Source organism: Opitutaceae bacterium TAV5, assembly GCA_000242935.3.
Classification (GTDB): Bacteria; Verrucomicrobiota; Verrucomicrobiia; order Opitutales; family Opitutaceae; genus Geminisphaera.
This window is the reverse complement of the sequence record CP007053.1, coordinates 5198514-5213713: the sequence shown is the minus strand read 5'-3', so window position 1 is coordinate 5213713 and position 15200 is coordinate 5198514. Positions and strand designations below refer to the sequence as shown.

The window sequence follows — 15200 nt, the reverse complement described above, 5'->3', positions numbered from 1 at the left end:
CTACAGACAGATCCTTTTCACACCGCTGCCGACACCGGATGGTCCGGCAGCGCCGGGCCTCCGTTTCCGCATCCCGCGCCCTCACTTCGTTGAATCCTTCCGATCCAGTCCCGACCCGTTCCCTGACGCCCGGCAGCCTCCGCCGTGCGCTCGACGTGGTGCTGCGCAAGCCGGTTTACCTCGCGCAATTCCGCCGGCTGGCCGGTGAACCGCAGCCGCTCCGGAAACCCGGAAGGCAGCGCACAACGCCTGGCCCGGCCACCGCCGGCCAGTTCCTTCGCGTGCTCCTGCGCGAAGGATTGGCCAAAAACAGGCATCCGGGAAAAACGACGTGCAACGCTCTGCACCGTCTGACGAGGCGCGGATTTGAACTGCTCTCGGTCCTCGATGATCTCGGTGAACTGGACCGGCTGGCGCGCACCGGTGCGAGATCGGCGGCGGCAACGGTGCGACGGATACTGCGCGAGCGTGGCATCCCTGCCTGCCTGGATTGCCTGCCGCTGGCGGACAGCTTTACCGCAGACGACATCCAGCATCTATTGCCGGAACGCCCCACCCGTTACGAGACCAGCCTGATGCTCCGTTTCCTCAAAACCCGCGGCATCCTTGTCCGCACCCGGTTGACCCAACACCAGCCCTGCGTGTATCGGATGACCGACTACGGTATCGGCATCCGGCGGTTTCTCGTCCGGCTGCGCGAACTCGATGCCGGCGCAACGTCGGCGGCGGGCGCGAGCACCGGCCTCATCCGCCTCGACGCGCCCGCCCCCGATGCCGTCGGGGATTTCGAGCCCGTCCCCCCCTCCCTCTGTCGCCACACCGCCTGAACCATTCGATGAAAAAACAGTCCGACTTGCCTGCCTCGATGGCTTGCCTGAAAGCCGATCCCCTGCGCCTGCTCTACGTGGAGTCGCACTGGCTCTCGCGCAAGACGGTCTGGTATCTGATGCAGGACGTGAATTGCGTGTGGACCTACGCCGACAACGCCAGACAGGCCGTCGCAATCGTAGCGAAGGAACGGATACGCATGGGCGCGCAGGCGGCACCGGATGCGGCGCCCGGCAAAAATTCGTTCGACGTGATCATCGTCGATCACCACCAGACGGCGGAAGGCTCCGGCCTGCGGGTGGTGCGCGCGCTGCGCGAGGCGGGATATGCCGGCACGATCCTCGCCATCGGCCTGGAGGAAATTTCCGAGATCGAAAAACAACGCTACGAAGCCTTCGACACACCCTTCCTCGTGCTCACTCCCGAAAACCACGGCGGCCTCAAAACCGCGGTCCATGCGGTCTGCGGACGGGACGCAGGCGCAGGCGGGGAAACGTCGGCATGAAGCTGCTCGGATTGCTTGGAGCCACGAGCCATCAGGCGATGCTCGTCTATGCCCGTCTGATTCATGACGAGGTCGGGCACCGGTTGCGCCAGTCCGGGCAGGCGGCGGTCCTCACCCTTGACCGCCAGCCGGGCGAACTGGTCACCCTGATCGAGCAGCGCGACTGGCCCGGCCTGCGGAAGCGGCTGACGGAAGATGCCAGACGGCTGAAAGCCGCCGGGGCCGAGGCCCTCGTCATCTGTTCGAGCCTGCTGCATATCGTAAGCGAGGACATTATGGCGGCGGCAGAGCTTCCCGTGGTCTCGGTGGTCGATGCGGTCCTCTCCGGACTGCGACGGATGAAGGTCGGGCGGGTGGGCCTGCTCGGCTCCTTCGACGAGCGGGAGGCCAAAATGTGGAAGAGTTCTCTGGAAACCAGCCTGGTGCGGGACGTGATGGTGCCGGTCTCCACTGACCAGCAGCACCTGGCCGGAATTATCCGGGAGGAACTGTCGTCCGGCATCGTGCGGGACCCGTCCCGGGTGCAACTGGTGCATATGGTGGCCGCGTTTCGCAAGGCGGGCTCGCGCGCCGTGGTCATGACGGCTCCGGAGTTGCGGCTGATTTTTGGTGAAGACGAGTCGTTGCTTCCGATCGTGGACGCGACCCGGCTGCATGTCGCGGCGGCGGTGGACTGGGCGCTGGGACTGGAAAACGTCCGGCTGCGCATGTGACGGGATAAGGGGCTGAAATCGGGGCAGCGGAGAATCTGCCACGATTTTCCGGGATTGATCCAAGCTTCGTTCGGAGCTTCCAGGGTAATAGTAGGGATTTTTTCCCTATGATCCCGCATTTTGCGCTGTTCACCTCCGATGCCGGCTAATCACACGCCGGAGTCGGCACCACACCACCACCCTCCACATAACATCCTGCTCCCTGCCGCCTTGCACACCTGGCGGAAGGAGGTCTTTTGCCAGGGCGGCGTCGCCGTCCTGCGCGAACACCTGCGAAGCAACCGTTTCGCCTGGCACCGGCATGACCAGCTCCAGTTTCTGCTGGTCCTGGGCGGCGCGGTCTGCGAGGCCGAATGGAAAACCCGTGAGGACGAGTCCATCGCGCGAAAACTGACCGGCGAGACGGTCTGGATGATGCCGCCGGGGCGCCCTCATGCGCTGCGCTGGCATCGCGAGGCGGAACTGCTCGTGCTGTATTGCGACCGGGCCTGGGCGGAGCGTTTCGGCAAAATTCCGACCGAAGTCTCTGTGGAGCCGCTGGCGCATTACGTGCAGCACGGACCGCTGGTCGCGGAACTGTGCCATGAACTGCGGAACACCTGCCATGACCGCAACCCGCGAGCCGACGATGTCGCGGCCCTCGGTCTCTCTCTGGCGACCCGGTTGCTTGGCACCCATTACGCACACTCTCCACGCGGCCCAAAAGGCTGGAATATCATGCCGGGCGCCATGCGCCGGTTATTGGATCATATCGAGCAAAACCTGTCCGAAGAACTTACGGTTTCGGTTCTGGCCCGCATGGCCGGCCTGAGTGACAGCTACTTCAGCGAGGTGTTTCGCGATCACACCGGGATGCCGCCGCAGCTCTACATCGTGCGCAAACGGATCACTCGCGCCAAGGAACTGTTGCGGACCGGAAACCATACCGTCGGGGAGGTGGCCCACATGACAGGGTTTGCCGACCAGACGCATATGGACCGGTATTTCCGGCAATTTTACGGAATCCCGCCAAGCACCTGGCTCCCCAAAAAACAGGATAGCGAAGAATCTGATGATGATTTTCGCAATGTGGACAAGGCCCACCCGGAAATTTGTGCTTAACGTCGCGGTTACGCCTCCCGAAGTGCCAGTGCCGGACGGATGGTACTCGAAAAACCAATACCAAACTCCCTGCGCGTGGAGACCAGCCGGGCAGGGACTAAACCACCCAAACACATGAAATCAAGCGAACCAGCCACGCTGACGCTGGTCGTTCCCGAGAGGGAGCGGCGCGTCTATGCCAAGGCCAGGGCGATCCTGGTCAAAAAAATGAAAGCTCAGGCGCCGGAACTCGGCGAACTGATCCTGCATGAACTGCGGATGCGCGAGCCCCGCGGCATCGCCGAGTCCTACCTCGACGATCTCCCGTGGTTATGTGGCCTGCGCCAGGCAGCTCCGTGCCGGAGCGACGAGGGAAAGAAAAACCGCCGGCCAACGGCGGCGCTTCCTTCCGGCCATCGCATGGCCGCCTGACCCGAGGGGGGATATCCCCTCTCGCCAGCACGGGCCGCCGCTCGGCTTCATCGCGGCGGCCCGTCAACCTCGCACTCAGGTCCACTCCCGACCTCCGCACAGGGCTCTGCTATTCGACGCCGGTAAAAATACAAAATCTCGCTGTATTTTTTCAATCGACCGGAATTTGTATGAATTCTTATCAGAAAAGCCTCACAGAAGCTATGAATCCAAGGGCAATCTGCTCGAACTAGGAAGGCTTGACGCCTCAGTTGCTTCCTAGTTTATTTCCTAGCAATGAATCTTCCTGACCTTCTTTGCCAAAACGAGGGCAAAACCTTGGAGTTTAAGCGAGACTTGTCCTCACCGGAGAACGTTCTTCGCACGCTCGTTGCCTTTGCCAATACCTCTGGCGGCAGGGTCGTTATCGGCGTGGAGGATGGTTCCAAACGCGTTTGCAGCCTGGCCGATCCCCTCGCCGAGGAAGAGCGCCTGGCCAACCTGATTGCCGATCTCATCGTGCCCCGGCTGGTGCCGACCATTGACATAGTTGCCTGGCGCGACGCGCAGGTTCTCATCGTGGAGGTTTTCCCCAGTTCCAACCGGCCGCATCACTTTCGCAAGCTCGGTCCTGAAGAGGGCACCTTTGTGCGTCTCGGTTCCACCAATCGCCGTGCCGACCCTGCCTTGCGGCAGGAGCTTGCCCGCATGGCGACAAACGAGACTTTCGATGAATCCCTCCTGCCGGAACTCGACTCGGAAGCGCTCGACTTCCGAGTGGCTTCCGAGTTGTTCCCCTCGCGCCCTCCGCTCAAATCCTCCGATCTGCAAACACTCCGGTTTCTTGCGCCCCATGGCCGACGCCTCGTGCCCACGGTAGGCGGTCTGCTTCTTGCCGGACGTGATGCCTCTGCCCGCTTCCCCGACGCATGGATTCAATGCGGGCGATTCCGAGGTGAAGACAAAACCCACCTCGACGATACCACCGAATGCAGGGGATCCCTTGTCCAGGCGCTTGAAGCCGCCTACCAGTTCATCGAACGCCATACCGCGAATCGCATCCTGATCCCCGGCTTGAAAAACCAGAAGATGCCCGGACTTCCTCTGCCGGCCGCTCGTGAACTCCTCGTCAACGCCGTTGTCCATGCCGACTACTCGCAGACCGGCGCGCCCATCCGCGTGGCGCTCTTTTCCAACCGGCTCGAAATCGAAAACCCCGGCATCCTCCTGGCAGGGCTCACCCTCGACGACATTCGCCAAGGCGTTTCCCGCCTGAGAAACCGCGTCATCGGACGCGTGTTCAAGGAGATTGGCTACATCGAGCAGTGGGGCAGTGGCATTCAGCGAGCCACCGCCGCCTGCGCCGCCGCCGGCCTTCCGCCGCCCATGCTCGAAGAGCACGGTTTCCGTTTTCGTGCCACCCTCCGGCTGATTGCGGACCGCGCGGCCATTCTCGATCCGGTGGATACGCAGATTCGCGATCTTCTGGCCGCCGCCTCGGATACCGGTCTCTCCACCGCCCAACTGGCCGCCGCCGTGGGCCTCACGCCCCGTGCCATGCGCACCCGCCTCGCCCGTCTCGGGGATCAGGGCCTCGTGTCCGCCGTCGGCATAAACACCCGCGACCCGCAGCGCAAATACTACTGGACCGGCTCGCAACCATAGAAACATCAAACGGAGATAACGAGAGGGATAAACAGTCGGTTTTCGCAGGAAATCCCTCTTCCTTCTCCATCGCTCACTCTCCGGCGATGCATAGCTTGCGTCCGTCCACGACAATTCGCCCGTGGGCGGTGCCGCGCCCGAAGAGCGCGCGCACGACGGCATCCTGAATGTGGCGCGAGACCGCGCGCTGCATGGGCCGGGCTCCGTAGTGGGGATCGTAGCCCTCGCGGAGCAAAAATTCCATGACGCCTTCGCCAATCTCCAACTGATACCCTCCGTTTTGCCGGAGCCGGGTGATTTCCCGGTCGATGAGGAGAGAGCAGATTTCCCGCTGCACGTCGGGACTCAGCCGGGAAAACACCGCGATCTCGTCGATGCGTCCGACCAGTTCCGGGCGCAGCCGCTGGCGCACGCGGCGCTGCACCGACTCCTCCACGGTGGCCGCGCTGGAACGCTCCATCCGCATCGCGTCTGCCGCGCCGATGTTGGACGTGAAGACCACGTAATAATCGTTCAGCAAAAAAGTCCGTCCGGTCGCCACCGTGATCCGTCCATGCCAGAGGATCTGCAAAAAAAGGTCCAGCACCTCCGGGTGCGCCTTTTCCATCTCATCGAAGAGGAGTGTGCCCCGGCCATGCGCGGACAGCGCCTTGCCCAGCAGCCCAACGTCAGAGCGGTCCGCACCGAGCATCTTTTCGACCGACTCCTTGTTCTGGTATTCCGACATGTCGAAAGGCATCAGGTGGTCCGGCCCGAAAAGGTATCCGGAAAACACCGACGCCAGCTCGGACTTGCCCGTGCCGGTCGGGCCGACAAAGAGGAACGAGGCCCGCGGGCGGGACGGATCGGACAGCCCGAGTTCCCCGCGCACAAGGGCGGGGGCGACCCGCGCAATCACGCGGTCCTGTCCCCGGATGTTCCGGAAAAGATGGGCATCCAGGTTTCGCATCCGCCCGAGCAGTTCAGGCGAGTGCGGCATGGCGCGACGGTTTCCCCATTGTTTTTCCGGACGCATCATTTCGTCCGCAGGGATGATTTTCGACATACTGCCGAAGCGGCAGCCCGGAGCGGGCGATGCGCAGGATGTCCAGATCGACGGGATGGAGCGGCCAGGAGGTGCGCCTGCCCACGGATGGAAGAGGAATTTTTATTTTCATCTTTGATGATTTGACTACGTTTTTGTTGACAAGTCGAGTTTTTTCGTATGTGAGTGTGCATCGATGAAAACACTGCCACCCATCGCCGCCGCTCCTGCGGCCACCCTGTTTTCGCTGCAAGCCCCGGTGTATCCGCTGGCGCAGCTCCAGACGGTCCGGGACGGTTTTGGCTACGCCCTCGCGCTGCTCTTCATGGTCGGCTTCTTCTGGGGCGTCCTGAAAATCTGGTCCGGCGCGAACGCCATTTCCAAGGGCGACCCGGACGGCAAGAGCGGCGTCGTCGCCGGCATCATCATCGCCGCTGCCGCCACGATCATGGGCGCCCTTTTCGCCATCTTCGGCATGCAGGACGCCGTCCTCACGCCGAGCTTCTGACCCCCGCCGACGATCCTCGCACCCGCACCTTAAACCCTCACTCCGACGATGAACGAACTGCGCTTCACCGACACCAACTCGGCCGACGATTCCGCCGGCCAGGTGTTCGGCCTCGACGGCAACCTCTACCTGCCGGTTGTCCTCGGTGCCATCGGTTCCCTCGGACTGGCCGCCGTGCTCGGCCTGCTCGCAGGAACCGGCTGGTTCATCGCCGGAGTCGCCGGGGCGCTCCCGCTCGCGGCGATCCTCGGTTGGGCGCTCCTGCTCAAGCACAACAAACCGGCCGGCTACGACCGCGACCGGATCGAGCAGTGGCTCGGCGGCGGGCATTTTACGCTCAACCCGGCCGAACAGCAAAACCTGACCGACACGGAGGTGGCAAACACATGAAACCGCACGCGCACGCTCCCAACGGCGTCTTCTGCGACGACCTGATCCTCTACGGCGCGCCCGAGCGCGGGGCTATCGCCGCCCGCGGTTTTTTCCTGGAGACGCCCGACCTGCGCGGCGCGGGTTTTGCCCGGCTCAACGATTTTCAATCAAAAGTGCGGTCGTTGCTCGCGCTGGCGACGCCGGGCCGGAGATTGCAATTCCAGTGGTCGTGCGATTCGGACTACCGCACCGAACTACTCCGCTACCACGAGCACACGCAGATCGTCACCGATCCGGTCATCCGCAGGATTCGCAACGAGCGGTTTTCGCGCTACTGGCAGCGGATGCAGGACCGCGAGCTGCGCCGCGAGCGCCTGGCCCTGTTCCTCTCCACGGAAATCACCCGTTACTCGGGCAATATCAAAACCCGTCGGGGTCTGCGCGCGCAATACCGCCACGTGCTCGACCAGATCAAAGGACAGTTCGACGAGTTCGCCAGCACCGTGCGCGGCCTGTGGGCCGGCGAAACCACAGTCACCCCGATGGACGACGCGGCGCACGCGGCCTTCGTGCGGCGCTTCCTCAACCCCGGTTTGGTTGCGGACCGCGGCGACGTGCCCGGCACGATGGACCCCGGCCTGACCGTGCAGGAAAACTGCTGGCATTGCGAAGGCGTGGGCTTGCCGGACGGCGGCTTCACCCTCGATGGCCAGTATCACGCCATCCTGACCCTGTCGCGCTGGCCGCAGCGGACTTGGCCGGGCATCGTCACGCACCTGACCGGACTCCCGTTTCTGGACTACGCGATCACGGTCAACGTAGTGCCGATCACGACCCGGCAGGAAATCCAGAAGGAAGAAAAAGCCGCCGACCGCCTGCGCGGCGAATACGCTTCAAAACCACGGCCCTCGCTGCTCGTCGCGCTACGCAAGAAGGAGCGCAAGGTCGAGGCCCTGAGCGGCGGCTTTACCAGACCCTTTCACGTCACCTACCTCATCCGCGCGTGGGCGCCTTCCCGCGATGCGCTGAGGGAAAAAATAGCAGCCATCCAGTCCGCCATCGCCGGCATGGACGGGGCGCAGCATTTTGAATGCGCCCTGCCCACCACTGCGAAGAAGCTTTTCTTCGGGTCGTGGCCGGGCTGGACCCACTCGTCGTATCGGCACCGCGAGCTTTACGCGGAAGACGCCTGGCTGGCCGATATGCTGCCGCTGTCGGCGACGTTCACCGGGGCGCTTGACCGGGCCGAGGCCATTTACGATGGGAGCCACGGCAACCTGGTCGGAGTAAACACCAACGTCGGCGGCTCGCCGCAGCACGCCGTGCTGCTCGGCATGACCGGCTCGGGCAAGTCGGAGGTGATGCGCGACCTGCTGCTGCAAACAGGCGCCCATTACCACTACACCGTCATCATAGAAGAAGGGTTTTCGTATAAAAAATTCACGGAGGAATTGGGCGAGGTGCCGGTTGTGGTTCACCCGGACTCACCGCTTACGCTCAACTATCTGGATACACAAAAACTCCCGCTGACGCAGTTGCACCTGTCGAGCGCGGTCGCGCTCCTGGCCCGGATGGTGGGGGAGGCCGCTTCCCCGGAAATCCTCGCGCTGCGCCAGGCCCAGCTCACGCAATACCTGCACCAACTCTACCGCGATGCGTATGTGTCATGGGAACGCCGTTATCCCGACCGCGCTGGCGAAGTCCTGCGGCTGGCCTGCGCCGTGCATCGCTGGCGCGAAAAAATGCCGGTGGGCAGCACGCCGCTCGATGCCTTTGCCGACCTGCGCGACCGGAAGGCGGCGGGCGACGACGAGGCGCTGTCTTTTATAGACGGGCTTTCCGACGAGACGCTCACGCGGTTCTCGCAGGACCCGGCCACGGAACGGTTCGTGGCGCACACGGCCTGCGCGTTCTACACGCCGGAGGAGTTTCCGACGCATGGCGCGCTGGTCGAACTGCTGACCTACGCCGCCCTGCCGGAGCACGACCGCAACGAAATCGGGCGGCTCGCCACGCTGTTGCGCGCCTGGAGCATTGATGGGGTTTACGGGCGGCTCTTCGACGGAGTAACGACGATTTCCTTGCAGCGGAAAGTCGCGCACTTCGAGTTGGGGTTTATTCCCGAGCAGGCCGTCGAACTGAAGGCCGCCATCGGCCTGCTGGTCAACGGGCTCGCCCGCCAGCACATCCTCGCCCTGCCTCGCGTGCAGCGGAAGCGGATCATCTTTGAAGAGCTGTCCCGCTTCCTCGACGTGCCCGGCGGCGAGCAGATTGTGGCCGAGAGCTACGCGCAGTTGCGCAAGTTCAACTGCTGGGCGGTCAGCATTGTCCAGCAATACGCCCGCTTCCGCTCCTCGCGCATCCGGCCCGCGGTGATCGGCAACGCGAAGCAATTTTTCCTCATGCGCCAGTCGGACCGCAGCGACATGGAGGATCTGGCCGGCGACCTCGTGCTGCCGGAAACCGCGCTCGACGCCATCCAGCGGTATCCGCTGCCCGAGCAGCTTCCGCCCGGAGGAAAGTTTTCTTCCGTGTGCTACTTCACGCCCACCTCGCAGCCACCGCAATGCGGCACGCTGCGCCACATCCAGGCTCCCTCCGATTCCTCCCATGAACAGACCAAGACTGCCGCATAGTCGCGCGCTCCTTCCGCTCCTGGTCGCCGTCGCCTCTCTCCTCGCTGTGACCGGCTGCGCCACCGCGTCGCGGGAAAAGAAGGCCGAGTCCCGCGGTTTTGAACGGGGATACCGGCAGGCCGTAAAATCCCAATACTGGATCATCCAGAACCAGCAGCGTCAGCCCTCCTCTGCCCAGACGCTGCCTCCCGACAATATCAACCCGCTCACACCATGATTTTCCGCCTCCTCAAATTAACCGCCGTCGCCGGCCTTGCGGCCGTGGTGGCGACTCCGCTGCCGGCCGCCTGGCCGGTGACCGACGTTTCCAACCTCGTGGTCAACCGTCTGATCCAGAGCAGCATGAACAGCAACCACGCGCAGGTCATCGCGCAGTGGGCGCAGCAACTGGAAAAACTGAATACACAGATCCGCCAGCTTGAGGATCAGCTTGCCCAGCAGCGCCGCATCCGCGAGGTCATGGGCGAGCCGACCGTGGCCGGCGCGCGGATCGTGCTCGACTCGCTCGGCGCGACCGAGCTTGCCCGGCACTACGGCGAGACCGCGCAGGCGATTCGCCGGCTCGCCGATGCCGTGGCCGCCCTGCAAAACACCGCCGACGGGCTGTTCGATTCGCTCGACGACCGGACCTCCCTGGGCACACCGTTCACCCGCGACCCGACGCTCTACCGGCGCTTCGCCGCCGTCGAGGCGCAGGCCGCGCAGGCCGAGTCCGTCAGCGCCGCCCTCGATGTCCGCTCCGGTGAGTTGCAGGCCGATCTGGCGGCCACCTTGCAGCAGCTTCGCACGGCCACAACCCAGGCCGAGGTGGACAAGCTCAACGTCAAGGTGACCGCGATCAACGGCCAGCTCGCCGAACTCTCCGCCCGCCGCCGCGACGAGGCCGACAAGCTCCGCGCCCAGCAGATTCTCAACGAAAACCGGCAGGCGATGGAGGCCCAGGATTTTTTAGAAAAGCAGGTCGCGGAGGAACGCCAGACCCTCGCCGCTGCGAACGCCTGGCAGCAGTCAATAAAACTCACGCCCACCTCCTACACCCGGAAGTAACCGGAAAATAGCCAGCCACCCCGACCGCCTCATCCCGTTTGCCGCGGACCTCACGCCTGCGGACGGCCTGCCGCGCGCCCGCAACCAACCCTCCCGCAACTCGAAAACATGGAAAACTTCGTTCCAGGACTGAAAGACACGATCCTCTCGCTCACCGTGGCGCTGCGGGTGATCCTGTTTTTCATCTGCACGGCGGGCCTGATGCTGCACGTCAACCGCGCCCGGGCGGACCAGGACAGCCTCACGCGGCCCCTCGTGCGCGGCATCGTCATCGTCGCCCTGATCTCGACCCTGCCTTACTGGTTCGAGTTCACTGAATCCGTTTTCCGGGGCATCGCCAACACCGTGCAGGACGGTTACACGGAGCACCCGATGCGCGCGTCGGAACTGCTGCGTAACAGCGTGGCGGATACGGACACAGAGTTCAGCCTGCGGCGGATCGGGGAGTCCGTCTACAAGGCCGTGCTCTGGGCCGCGGCGAAGTTCATCATCCTGACCGCGAGCCTGCTGCAACTGCCGCTCCTGCTGCTCCAGTATATTCTAAAACTGCTCTGCTTTCTGTTCCTGCCGGTGGCGCTGGCGCTCTACATGGTGCCCTCGCTTTCCTCGATGGCGACGCGCTACCTGCAACAGACGCTGGCGATTCTCGCCTGGCCCATCGGCTTCGCCATCACCGAACTGGTCGCGTTTCATCTGCTCACCAGCTACGTAAACAACCTCGCCATTGCTGGCGGCGTAGCTTCCGGGACGCTCTCGCCCGCGTCGTTCGCCAGCCTGCTCGGCGCGCAACTGGCCGCGCTCTGGCTGATCATCGGCACGCTGGGCACGCCGTTCCTCATGCAGATGCTCTTCTGCTCCGGCTTTCCGCTGTCCTCGACCAGCGGACGCGCCGCGCAGCAGGTCATCGGGCAATTCCAGCAGGTGCTTGCCCTGGTCAAAACGATCAAGACGGCCGGCGCCGCCGCTCCGGTGGCCGCCGCGGGCGCGGCAAAGTCCGCCAGCGCCGCGGGCCGATCCGGCGGGGGCGCGTCTCCTCCGCCTCCGTCCTCACCGCCATCCTCTCCGCCTGCCTCTTCGTCTTTGTCCTCTTCGCGCTCTCCGTTTGTCACACCGCAAGACGCCTTCCCGCGCTCCACCGATCCCTACGGCGACGGCCACGCCAGCAGCCTGATCGCCCGCACCCGCGTGCCCGCACCGCAAACCTCGATCTGACAATCCATCCATGCCTTCGTCCTCCTCCACGCCTCTCCGGGAAACACCCGTTCCGCACATCCGGCCGCCAAGGCCGCCGCGCCAGCCCTGGCATCCGCTGGAACTGTTTGCCGACCACGCCATCGCCGCCCGGCTCTGGTGCCTCGTCGCGCTGGTGGCTGTCGGTTATGTGGCGGTCCAGCCTTACCTGCTCATTCGGGCTTACCGCACAAAAGAGCGGGTCGTTGTGCTCGATCCCGCCGGCACATTTTACATCAGCCCTCTGCTCGGCTTCGAGGAGGCCGGAAAGCTGCACGAGCAACAGGCGCTCCTCGCCTGCCTCGCCCTGTTCCAGCGCAACCCGGCCGGCTTCGACTATCCCGAGCTTCTGGAAAAACTCTTTTTGCCCGAGGCGCTGAAAAAGGCCCGCGCTGAGCAGGCGGCCACGGCAGACGAGTTTTTGCTAAAATCGCTCCACCAGAAGCCGGAGGTGCTAAAACTCACCGTGCTGGAGACCCGCGAGAACCTCGTCCTCGTCCAGGCCGAGGGGCAGCTCGTGCGCACCGGTGTCGTCAACAGAGACCAGTTTTTCTCGGAGGCCCCCGCGTTCACGGTGCGCCTCACCCTGGTCCGCAATCCCAACCTGGCCGCCAATGGCCGCTATCCGCTCGCCGTATGGTCCTACGACATTTTTTAGCCATGAGCGCGCTGACGTTATTATCGGGTATCGGAATAACGGATACTTTTGGCGAAAACGTCATCCGCAGCCATCCGCTCGACGCGGGCACGGTCTATCGCATCCGCCTCAGCCGGAGCGCGCCGACCACCTGCGTCTTTCCCGGTCCACTGTCCGGTCTGGAGGGAGCGAATGTTTCCAAAAACGCGGCGGACCATCCGCCCGTGCTGCTTACGCACCAAGAGGGTGCGAATTTTTTCACGCTGATCGCCCTGCGCGACGACACCACGGCCGCCCTCAATGTTCTGTATCAGAACCGCGTTTACGTGCTCGATTTTGTCTCCGGCGCCCCCGGCGACCGGATCGTCACCTTCCTCGACCAGCCGTTGACCGGCCCCGCCGCCAAACCGCAACGCCTGTCACCGGCCGCGCTGCGCGGTCTGCTCGACCGCGCCCGGCAGCATTCACGGCTCACGACGAATACGCCGGGGGCGTCACCGGTTTACGACTACGCCGAGCCCGGCACCGTAACCCGCTATCGGGATTTTGAAGTCACGCTGCTGCGCGTCTTCCGCTTCGAGGCCGAGGACACGCTGGTCTTCCATGTCCGGTTTCGGAACACGGGCGACCGATCCATCCTCTACGATCCGCAGAACCTGGCCGTCCGCACCGGCAGCGAGGTTTTTTTGAGCAGCCTGTCCGACGCCACCGGGCTGATCCCGCCGCAATCGACAACGCAGGGATATTTTGCCGTCGGCAGTTCCCAACAAAACGGCCGCGCCAATCTCACCGTGCGCGACGTTTTTTCCGTCATCGTTCCCCGCGTCGAACCATGAAACTGGACGGCAAATTTTTGTCCTCTCCCGCCGGTCATCTCGTCCTGATTTGTGTCGTCCTGGTCATCGGTGTGCTGGTCGTCCGCTGGCAGCGGCAGAAAAGCCAGACACCTCCGCTGCCTGAGTCGTCGCCAGTGACGATGCCCGCCGTTCCGCTGCCCAAGACGCTCACCCGGGAAGGCGTGCGCGTCAAAGCTCCCGCATCGCCACCGTCCGCGCCAAAGGCCGCCCCGGAATCCACGCCCGACCGCGATGGTTTGCCCGAAACCTCCGCCGCCCCTCCCGCCACTCCCGCCGTCCTTCCGCTGACCCTGTTCGCGGCCAAACCGCAACCAGCGGCATCGTCGGCTCCCTTTGCTCCCTATGGCCGGATGATTCCCTGCCAGACGGTCGTCACGCTGGAGTCGAACCGGCTGGAAACGCCGGTCATCGGGCTGGTGACAGAAGATGTCTGGCACGACGGGAAGCGGATCATCCCGGCCGGGGCCGAGGTGCACGGACGCGCCTCGCTCGACCGCGCCCGCGAGCGCCTCGCCGCCGAAGGCGCCTGGCACATTGTCTGGCGCACTCCCGATGCGGAGAACGGCAACGAACTGGCCGTGCAGGGACTCGCCCTCGACCGGGACCACAACCCGGTGGCCGGTCAATGGGGCGCGCCGGATGGTTCCGCCGGCCTGCGCGGGCAGGTGCTCCGCTCCGACAATTTCCGCGAAATCAAATTCTTCGCAGCCTCCTTTCTGTCCGCGGCCACGACCGCGCTCCAGGACACGCGCAGTTCGACCGGAGCGTTGGGCGAAACCATCGTGCCCGCCGCCACCGCGCGCAACGCCACCCTCGCCGGAACCGCCGAGGTGCTGCGCGAGTATGCCCGCCTGATCCGCGAGTCCATCGAGCGCGACGGCTTCTACCTCCGCGTGCCCTCTGGAAAACCTTTTTACCTTTACGTCACCCAATCTCTCGACCGGAGCGCGGACCACAAAAACCCGCCGCCGGCCTCCACCGCAACATCCCACCAGCCATGAAAACATTGTTCCTTCCGGCCATCCTCCTGCTCGCCGGATGCCAGTCCTCCGATCCGGTCCTCACGCCGCTTCCGGATTTTCCGCCGGACGATACTCCGGCACCCGCCCGCGCCATTGCCGACACCTCAGCCGTCAGCGATTGGGAAGAGACGATCCGCCGCCAGAAGCTCATCTTAAAAGCGCTGGCCGAGCACAACGACACGCTCACCGCCCGGATCAAGGCCATCGAGCCGGAGCCATCCGCCGAACTCCTTCCCCCCATCTTTGTCGGGGCGTCGGAGGCACCGCGTCACGAGGAACCGGAGACGCCGCCCGTCCCGGCCGCCGCACCACCGCCGCCGCCTTCGCTCCCGGCGAATGCCGTCGTGCATGTTCCCAACGCGGACGGGCGTATCGACCTGACAATCACGGAGGCCAGAAAATCCGCCCTCCCGAACCCCTTTGCCGTGCGCACGCCGAAAGACGAGACCGCGAACTCCGCGCGCGAGACCGTCATTAACGTGCAGGGGATTTTCGGCGGCGCGACTCCGTCCGCGCTCGTCAACGACCGGGTCTGTCAGGTCGGCGACCGCGTCGAGTCCTTCCGGGTCGCCCACATCGCGGCCGACTCGCTCCTGCTCTCCACCGAAGAAAGTTTGGTTTTTCTCAAACTTCCGCTCGGGACGACTGCGATCCGACTCCCCTGA

At 64.2% G+C, this 15200-nt stretch carries 18 protein-coding genes; 16 read left to right on the top strand and 2 right to left on the bottom strand.

The features are described from left to right. The first annotated feature begins 155 nt into the window (after positions 1-155). The 6 genes from OPIT5_22200 to OPIT5_22175 all read left to right on the top strand — a co-directional run bounded on the left by OPIT5_22200 (position 156) and on the right by OPIT5_22175 (position 5202). Positions 156-827, top strand: a complete 672-nt coding sequence (locus tag OPIT5_22200) for a hypothetical protein (GenBank protein ID AHF92540.1) — start codon at positions 156-158, stop codon at positions 825-827. Positions 828-835: 8 nt separating this feature from the next. Next, positions 836-1333 (top strand): response regulator receiver, encoded by a 498-nt coding sequence (locus OPIT5_22195; GenBank protein ID AHF92539.1) that lies wholly within the window; start codon positions 836-838, stop codon positions 1331-1333. Beyond that, positions 1330-2046, top strand: a complete 717-nt coding sequence (locus OPIT5_22190; GenBank protein ID AHF92538.1) for an aspartate racemase — start codon at positions 1330-1332, stop codon at positions 2044-2046. Before OPIT5_22195 ends, OPIT5_22190 begins: the two co-directional genes overlap by 4 nt. A 138-nt stretch (positions 2047-2184) precedes the next feature. Then, positions 2185-3147, top strand: coding sequence for an AraC family transcriptional regulator (locus OPIT5_22185; protein AHF92537.1), 963 nt, complete (start codon positions 2185-2187; stop codon positions 3145-3147). A gap of 114 nt (positions 3148-3261) precedes the next feature. Further along, positions 3262-3558: a hypothetical protein gene (locus OPIT5_22180; GenBank protein AHF92536.1), complete on the top strand. Its 297-nt coding sequence runs from the start codon at positions 3262-3264 to the stop codon at positions 3556-3558. Positions 3559-3834: 276 nt separating this feature from the next. Next, positions 3835-5202, top strand: a complete 1368-nt coding sequence (locus OPIT5_22175) for a transcriptional regulator (GenBank protein AHF92535.1) — start codon at positions 3835-3837, stop codon at positions 5200-5202. Between the two features lie 73 nt (positions 5203-5275). Here the strand turns inward: OPIT5_22175 and OPIT5_22170 are convergent, their stop codons facing one another. Together OPIT5_22170 and OPIT5_22165 are read right to left on the bottom strand one after the other, a co-directional pair. Next, on the bottom strand, positions 5276-6181 hold the full coding sequence (locus tag OPIT5_22170) for an ATPase (GenBank protein ID AHF92534.1): 906 nt from the start codon (positions 6179-6181) through the stop codon (positions 5276-5278). Further along, on the bottom strand, positions 6165-6359 hold the full coding sequence (locus tag OPIT5_22165; GenBank protein AHF94625.1) for a hypothetical protein: 195 nt from the start codon (positions 6357-6359) through the stop codon (positions 6165-6167). Before OPIT5_22165 ends, OPIT5_22170 begins: the two co-directional genes overlap by 17 nt. A gap of 63 nt (positions 6360-6422) precedes the next feature. On the opposite strand from OPIT5_22165, the gene OPIT5_22160 reads away from it, so the two are divergent. The 10 genes from OPIT5_22160 to OPIT5_22115 all read left to right on the top strand — a co-directional run bounded on the left by OPIT5_22160 (position 6423) and on the right by OPIT5_22115 (position 15200). Next, entirely contained in the window at positions 6423-6734 is a 312-nt protein-coding gene (locus tag OPIT5_22160) for a hypothetical protein (protein AHF92533.1), read from the top strand. A gap of 48 nt (positions 6735-6782) precedes the next feature. Then, positions 6783-7124, top strand: coding sequence for a hypothetical protein (locus OPIT5_22155; protein AHF94624.1), 342 nt, complete (start codon positions 6783-6785; stop codon positions 7122-7124). Next, positions 7121-9742, top strand: a complete 2622-nt coding sequence (locus tag OPIT5_22150; GenBank protein ID AHF92532.1) for a hypothetical protein — start codon at positions 7121-7123, stop codon at positions 9740-9742. The genes OPIT5_22155 and OPIT5_22150 overlap by 4 nt, the downstream gene beginning before the upstream one ends. Continuing rightward, on the top strand, positions 9717-9959 hold the full coding sequence (locus OPIT5_22145; GenBank protein ID AHF94623.1) for a hypothetical protein: 243 nt from the start codon (positions 9717-9719) through the stop codon (positions 9957-9959). Before OPIT5_22150 ends, OPIT5_22145 begins: the two co-directional genes overlap by 26 nt. Further along, a complete protein-coding gene (locus OPIT5_22140) occupies positions 9956-10789 on the top strand; it encodes a hypothetical protein (protein ID AHF94622.1) in 834 nt (277 codons plus the stop codon). The genes OPIT5_22145 and OPIT5_22140 overlap by 4 nt, the downstream gene beginning before the upstream one ends. A gap of 108 nt (positions 10790-10897) precedes the next feature. Further along, positions 10898-12001 (top strand): hypothetical protein, encoded by a 1104-nt coding sequence (locus tag OPIT5_22135; GenBank protein ID AHF94621.1) that lies wholly within the window; start codon positions 10898-10900, stop codon positions 11999-12001. A gap of 10 nt (positions 12002-12011) precedes the next feature. Further along, positions 12012-12677, top strand: a complete 666-nt coding sequence (locus OPIT5_22130; protein AHF92531.1) for a hypothetical protein — start codon at positions 12012-12014, stop codon at positions 12675-12677. 2 nt (positions 12678-12679) lie between these two features. Next, the gene (locus OPIT5_22125; GenBank protein AHF94620.1) at positions 12680-13492 is read left to right on the top strand and encodes a hypothetical protein; all 813 of its coding nucleotides are present in this window, start codon (positions 12680-12682) and stop codon (positions 13490-13492) included. Beyond that, on the top strand, positions 13489-14514 hold the full coding sequence (locus OPIT5_22120) for a hypothetical protein (protein ID AHF94619.1): 1026 nt from the start codon (positions 13489-13491) through the stop codon (positions 14512-14514). The genes OPIT5_22125 and OPIT5_22120 overlap by 4 nt, the downstream gene beginning before the upstream one ends. Continuing rightward, positions 14511-15200 carry a hypothetical protein gene (locus tag OPIT5_22115; GenBank protein ID AHF94618.1) on the top strand — a complete coding sequence of 230 codons (690 nt, stop codon included), beginning with the start codon at positions 14511-14513 and terminating at the stop codon, positions 15198-15200. Before OPIT5_22120 ends, OPIT5_22115 begins: the two co-directional genes overlap by 4 nt.

Excerpts from the sequence above, each read along its gene's own strand:
- OPIT5_22195 (AHF92539.1), top strand. The coding sequence starts at position 836 with ATGAAAAAACAGTCCGACTTGCCTGCCTCGATGGCTTGCCTGAAAGCC.
- OPIT5_22190 (AHF92538.1), top strand. The coding sequence starts at position 1,330 with ATGAAGCTGCTCGGATTGCTTGGAGCCACGAGCCATCAGGCGATGCTC.
- OPIT5_22185 (AHF92537.1), top strand. The coding sequence starts at position 2,185 with ATGCCGGCTAATCACACGCCGGAGTCGGCACCACACCACCACCCTCCA.
- OPIT5_22180 (AHF92536.1), top strand. The coding sequence starts at position 3,262 with ATGAAATCAAGCGAACCAGCCACGCTGACGCTGGTCGTTCCCGAGAGG.
- OPIT5_22175 (AHF92535.1), top strand. The coding sequence starts at position 3,835 with ATGAATCTTCCTGACCTTCTTTGCCAAAACGAGGGCAAAACCTTGGAG.
- OPIT5_22170 (AHF92534.1), bottom strand. The coding sequence starts at position 6,181 with ATGCCGCACTCGCCTGAACTGCTCGGGCGGATGCGAAACCTGGATGCC.
- OPIT5_22165 (AHF94625.1), bottom strand. The coding sequence starts at position 6,359 with ATGAAAATAAAAATTCCTCTTCCATCCGTGGGCAGGCGCACCTCCTGG.
- OPIT5_22160 (AHF92533.1), top strand. The coding sequence starts at position 6,423 with ATGAAAACACTGCCACCCATCGCCGCCGCTCCTGCGGCCACCCTGTTT.
- OPIT5_22155 (AHF94624.1), top strand. The coding sequence starts at position 6,783 with ATGAACGAACTGCGCTTCACCGACACCAACTCGGCCGACGATTCCGCC.
- OPIT5_22150 (AHF92532.1), top strand. The coding sequence starts at position 7,121 with ATGAAACCGCACGCGCACGCTCCCAACGGCGTCTTCTGCGACGACCTG.
- OPIT5_22145 (AHF94623.1), top strand. The coding sequence starts at position 9,717 with ATGAACAGACCAAGACTGCCGCATAGTCGCGCGCTCCTTCCGCTCCTG.
- OPIT5_22140 (AHF94622.1), top strand. The coding sequence starts at position 9,956 with ATGATTTTCCGCCTCCTCAAATTAACCGCCGTCGCCGGCCTTGCGGCC.
- OPIT5_22135 (AHF94621.1), top strand. The coding sequence starts at position 10,898 with ATGGAAAACTTCGTTCCAGGACTGAAAGACACGATCCTCTCGCTCACC.
- OPIT5_22130 (AHF92531.1), top strand. The coding sequence starts at position 12,012 with ATGCCTTCGTCCTCCTCCACGCCTCTCCGGGAAACACCCGTTCCGCAC.
- OPIT5_22125 (AHF94620.1), top strand. The coding sequence starts at position 12,680 with ATGAGCGCGCTGACGTTATTATCGGGTATCGGAATAACGGATACTTTT.
- OPIT5_22120 (AHF94619.1), top strand. The coding sequence starts at position 13,489 with ATGAAACTGGACGGCAAATTTTTGTCCTCTCCCGCCGGTCATCTCGTC.
- OPIT5_22115 (AHF94618.1), top strand. The coding sequence starts at position 14,511 with ATGAAAACATTGTTCCTTCCGGCCATCCTCCTGCTCGCCGGATGCCAG.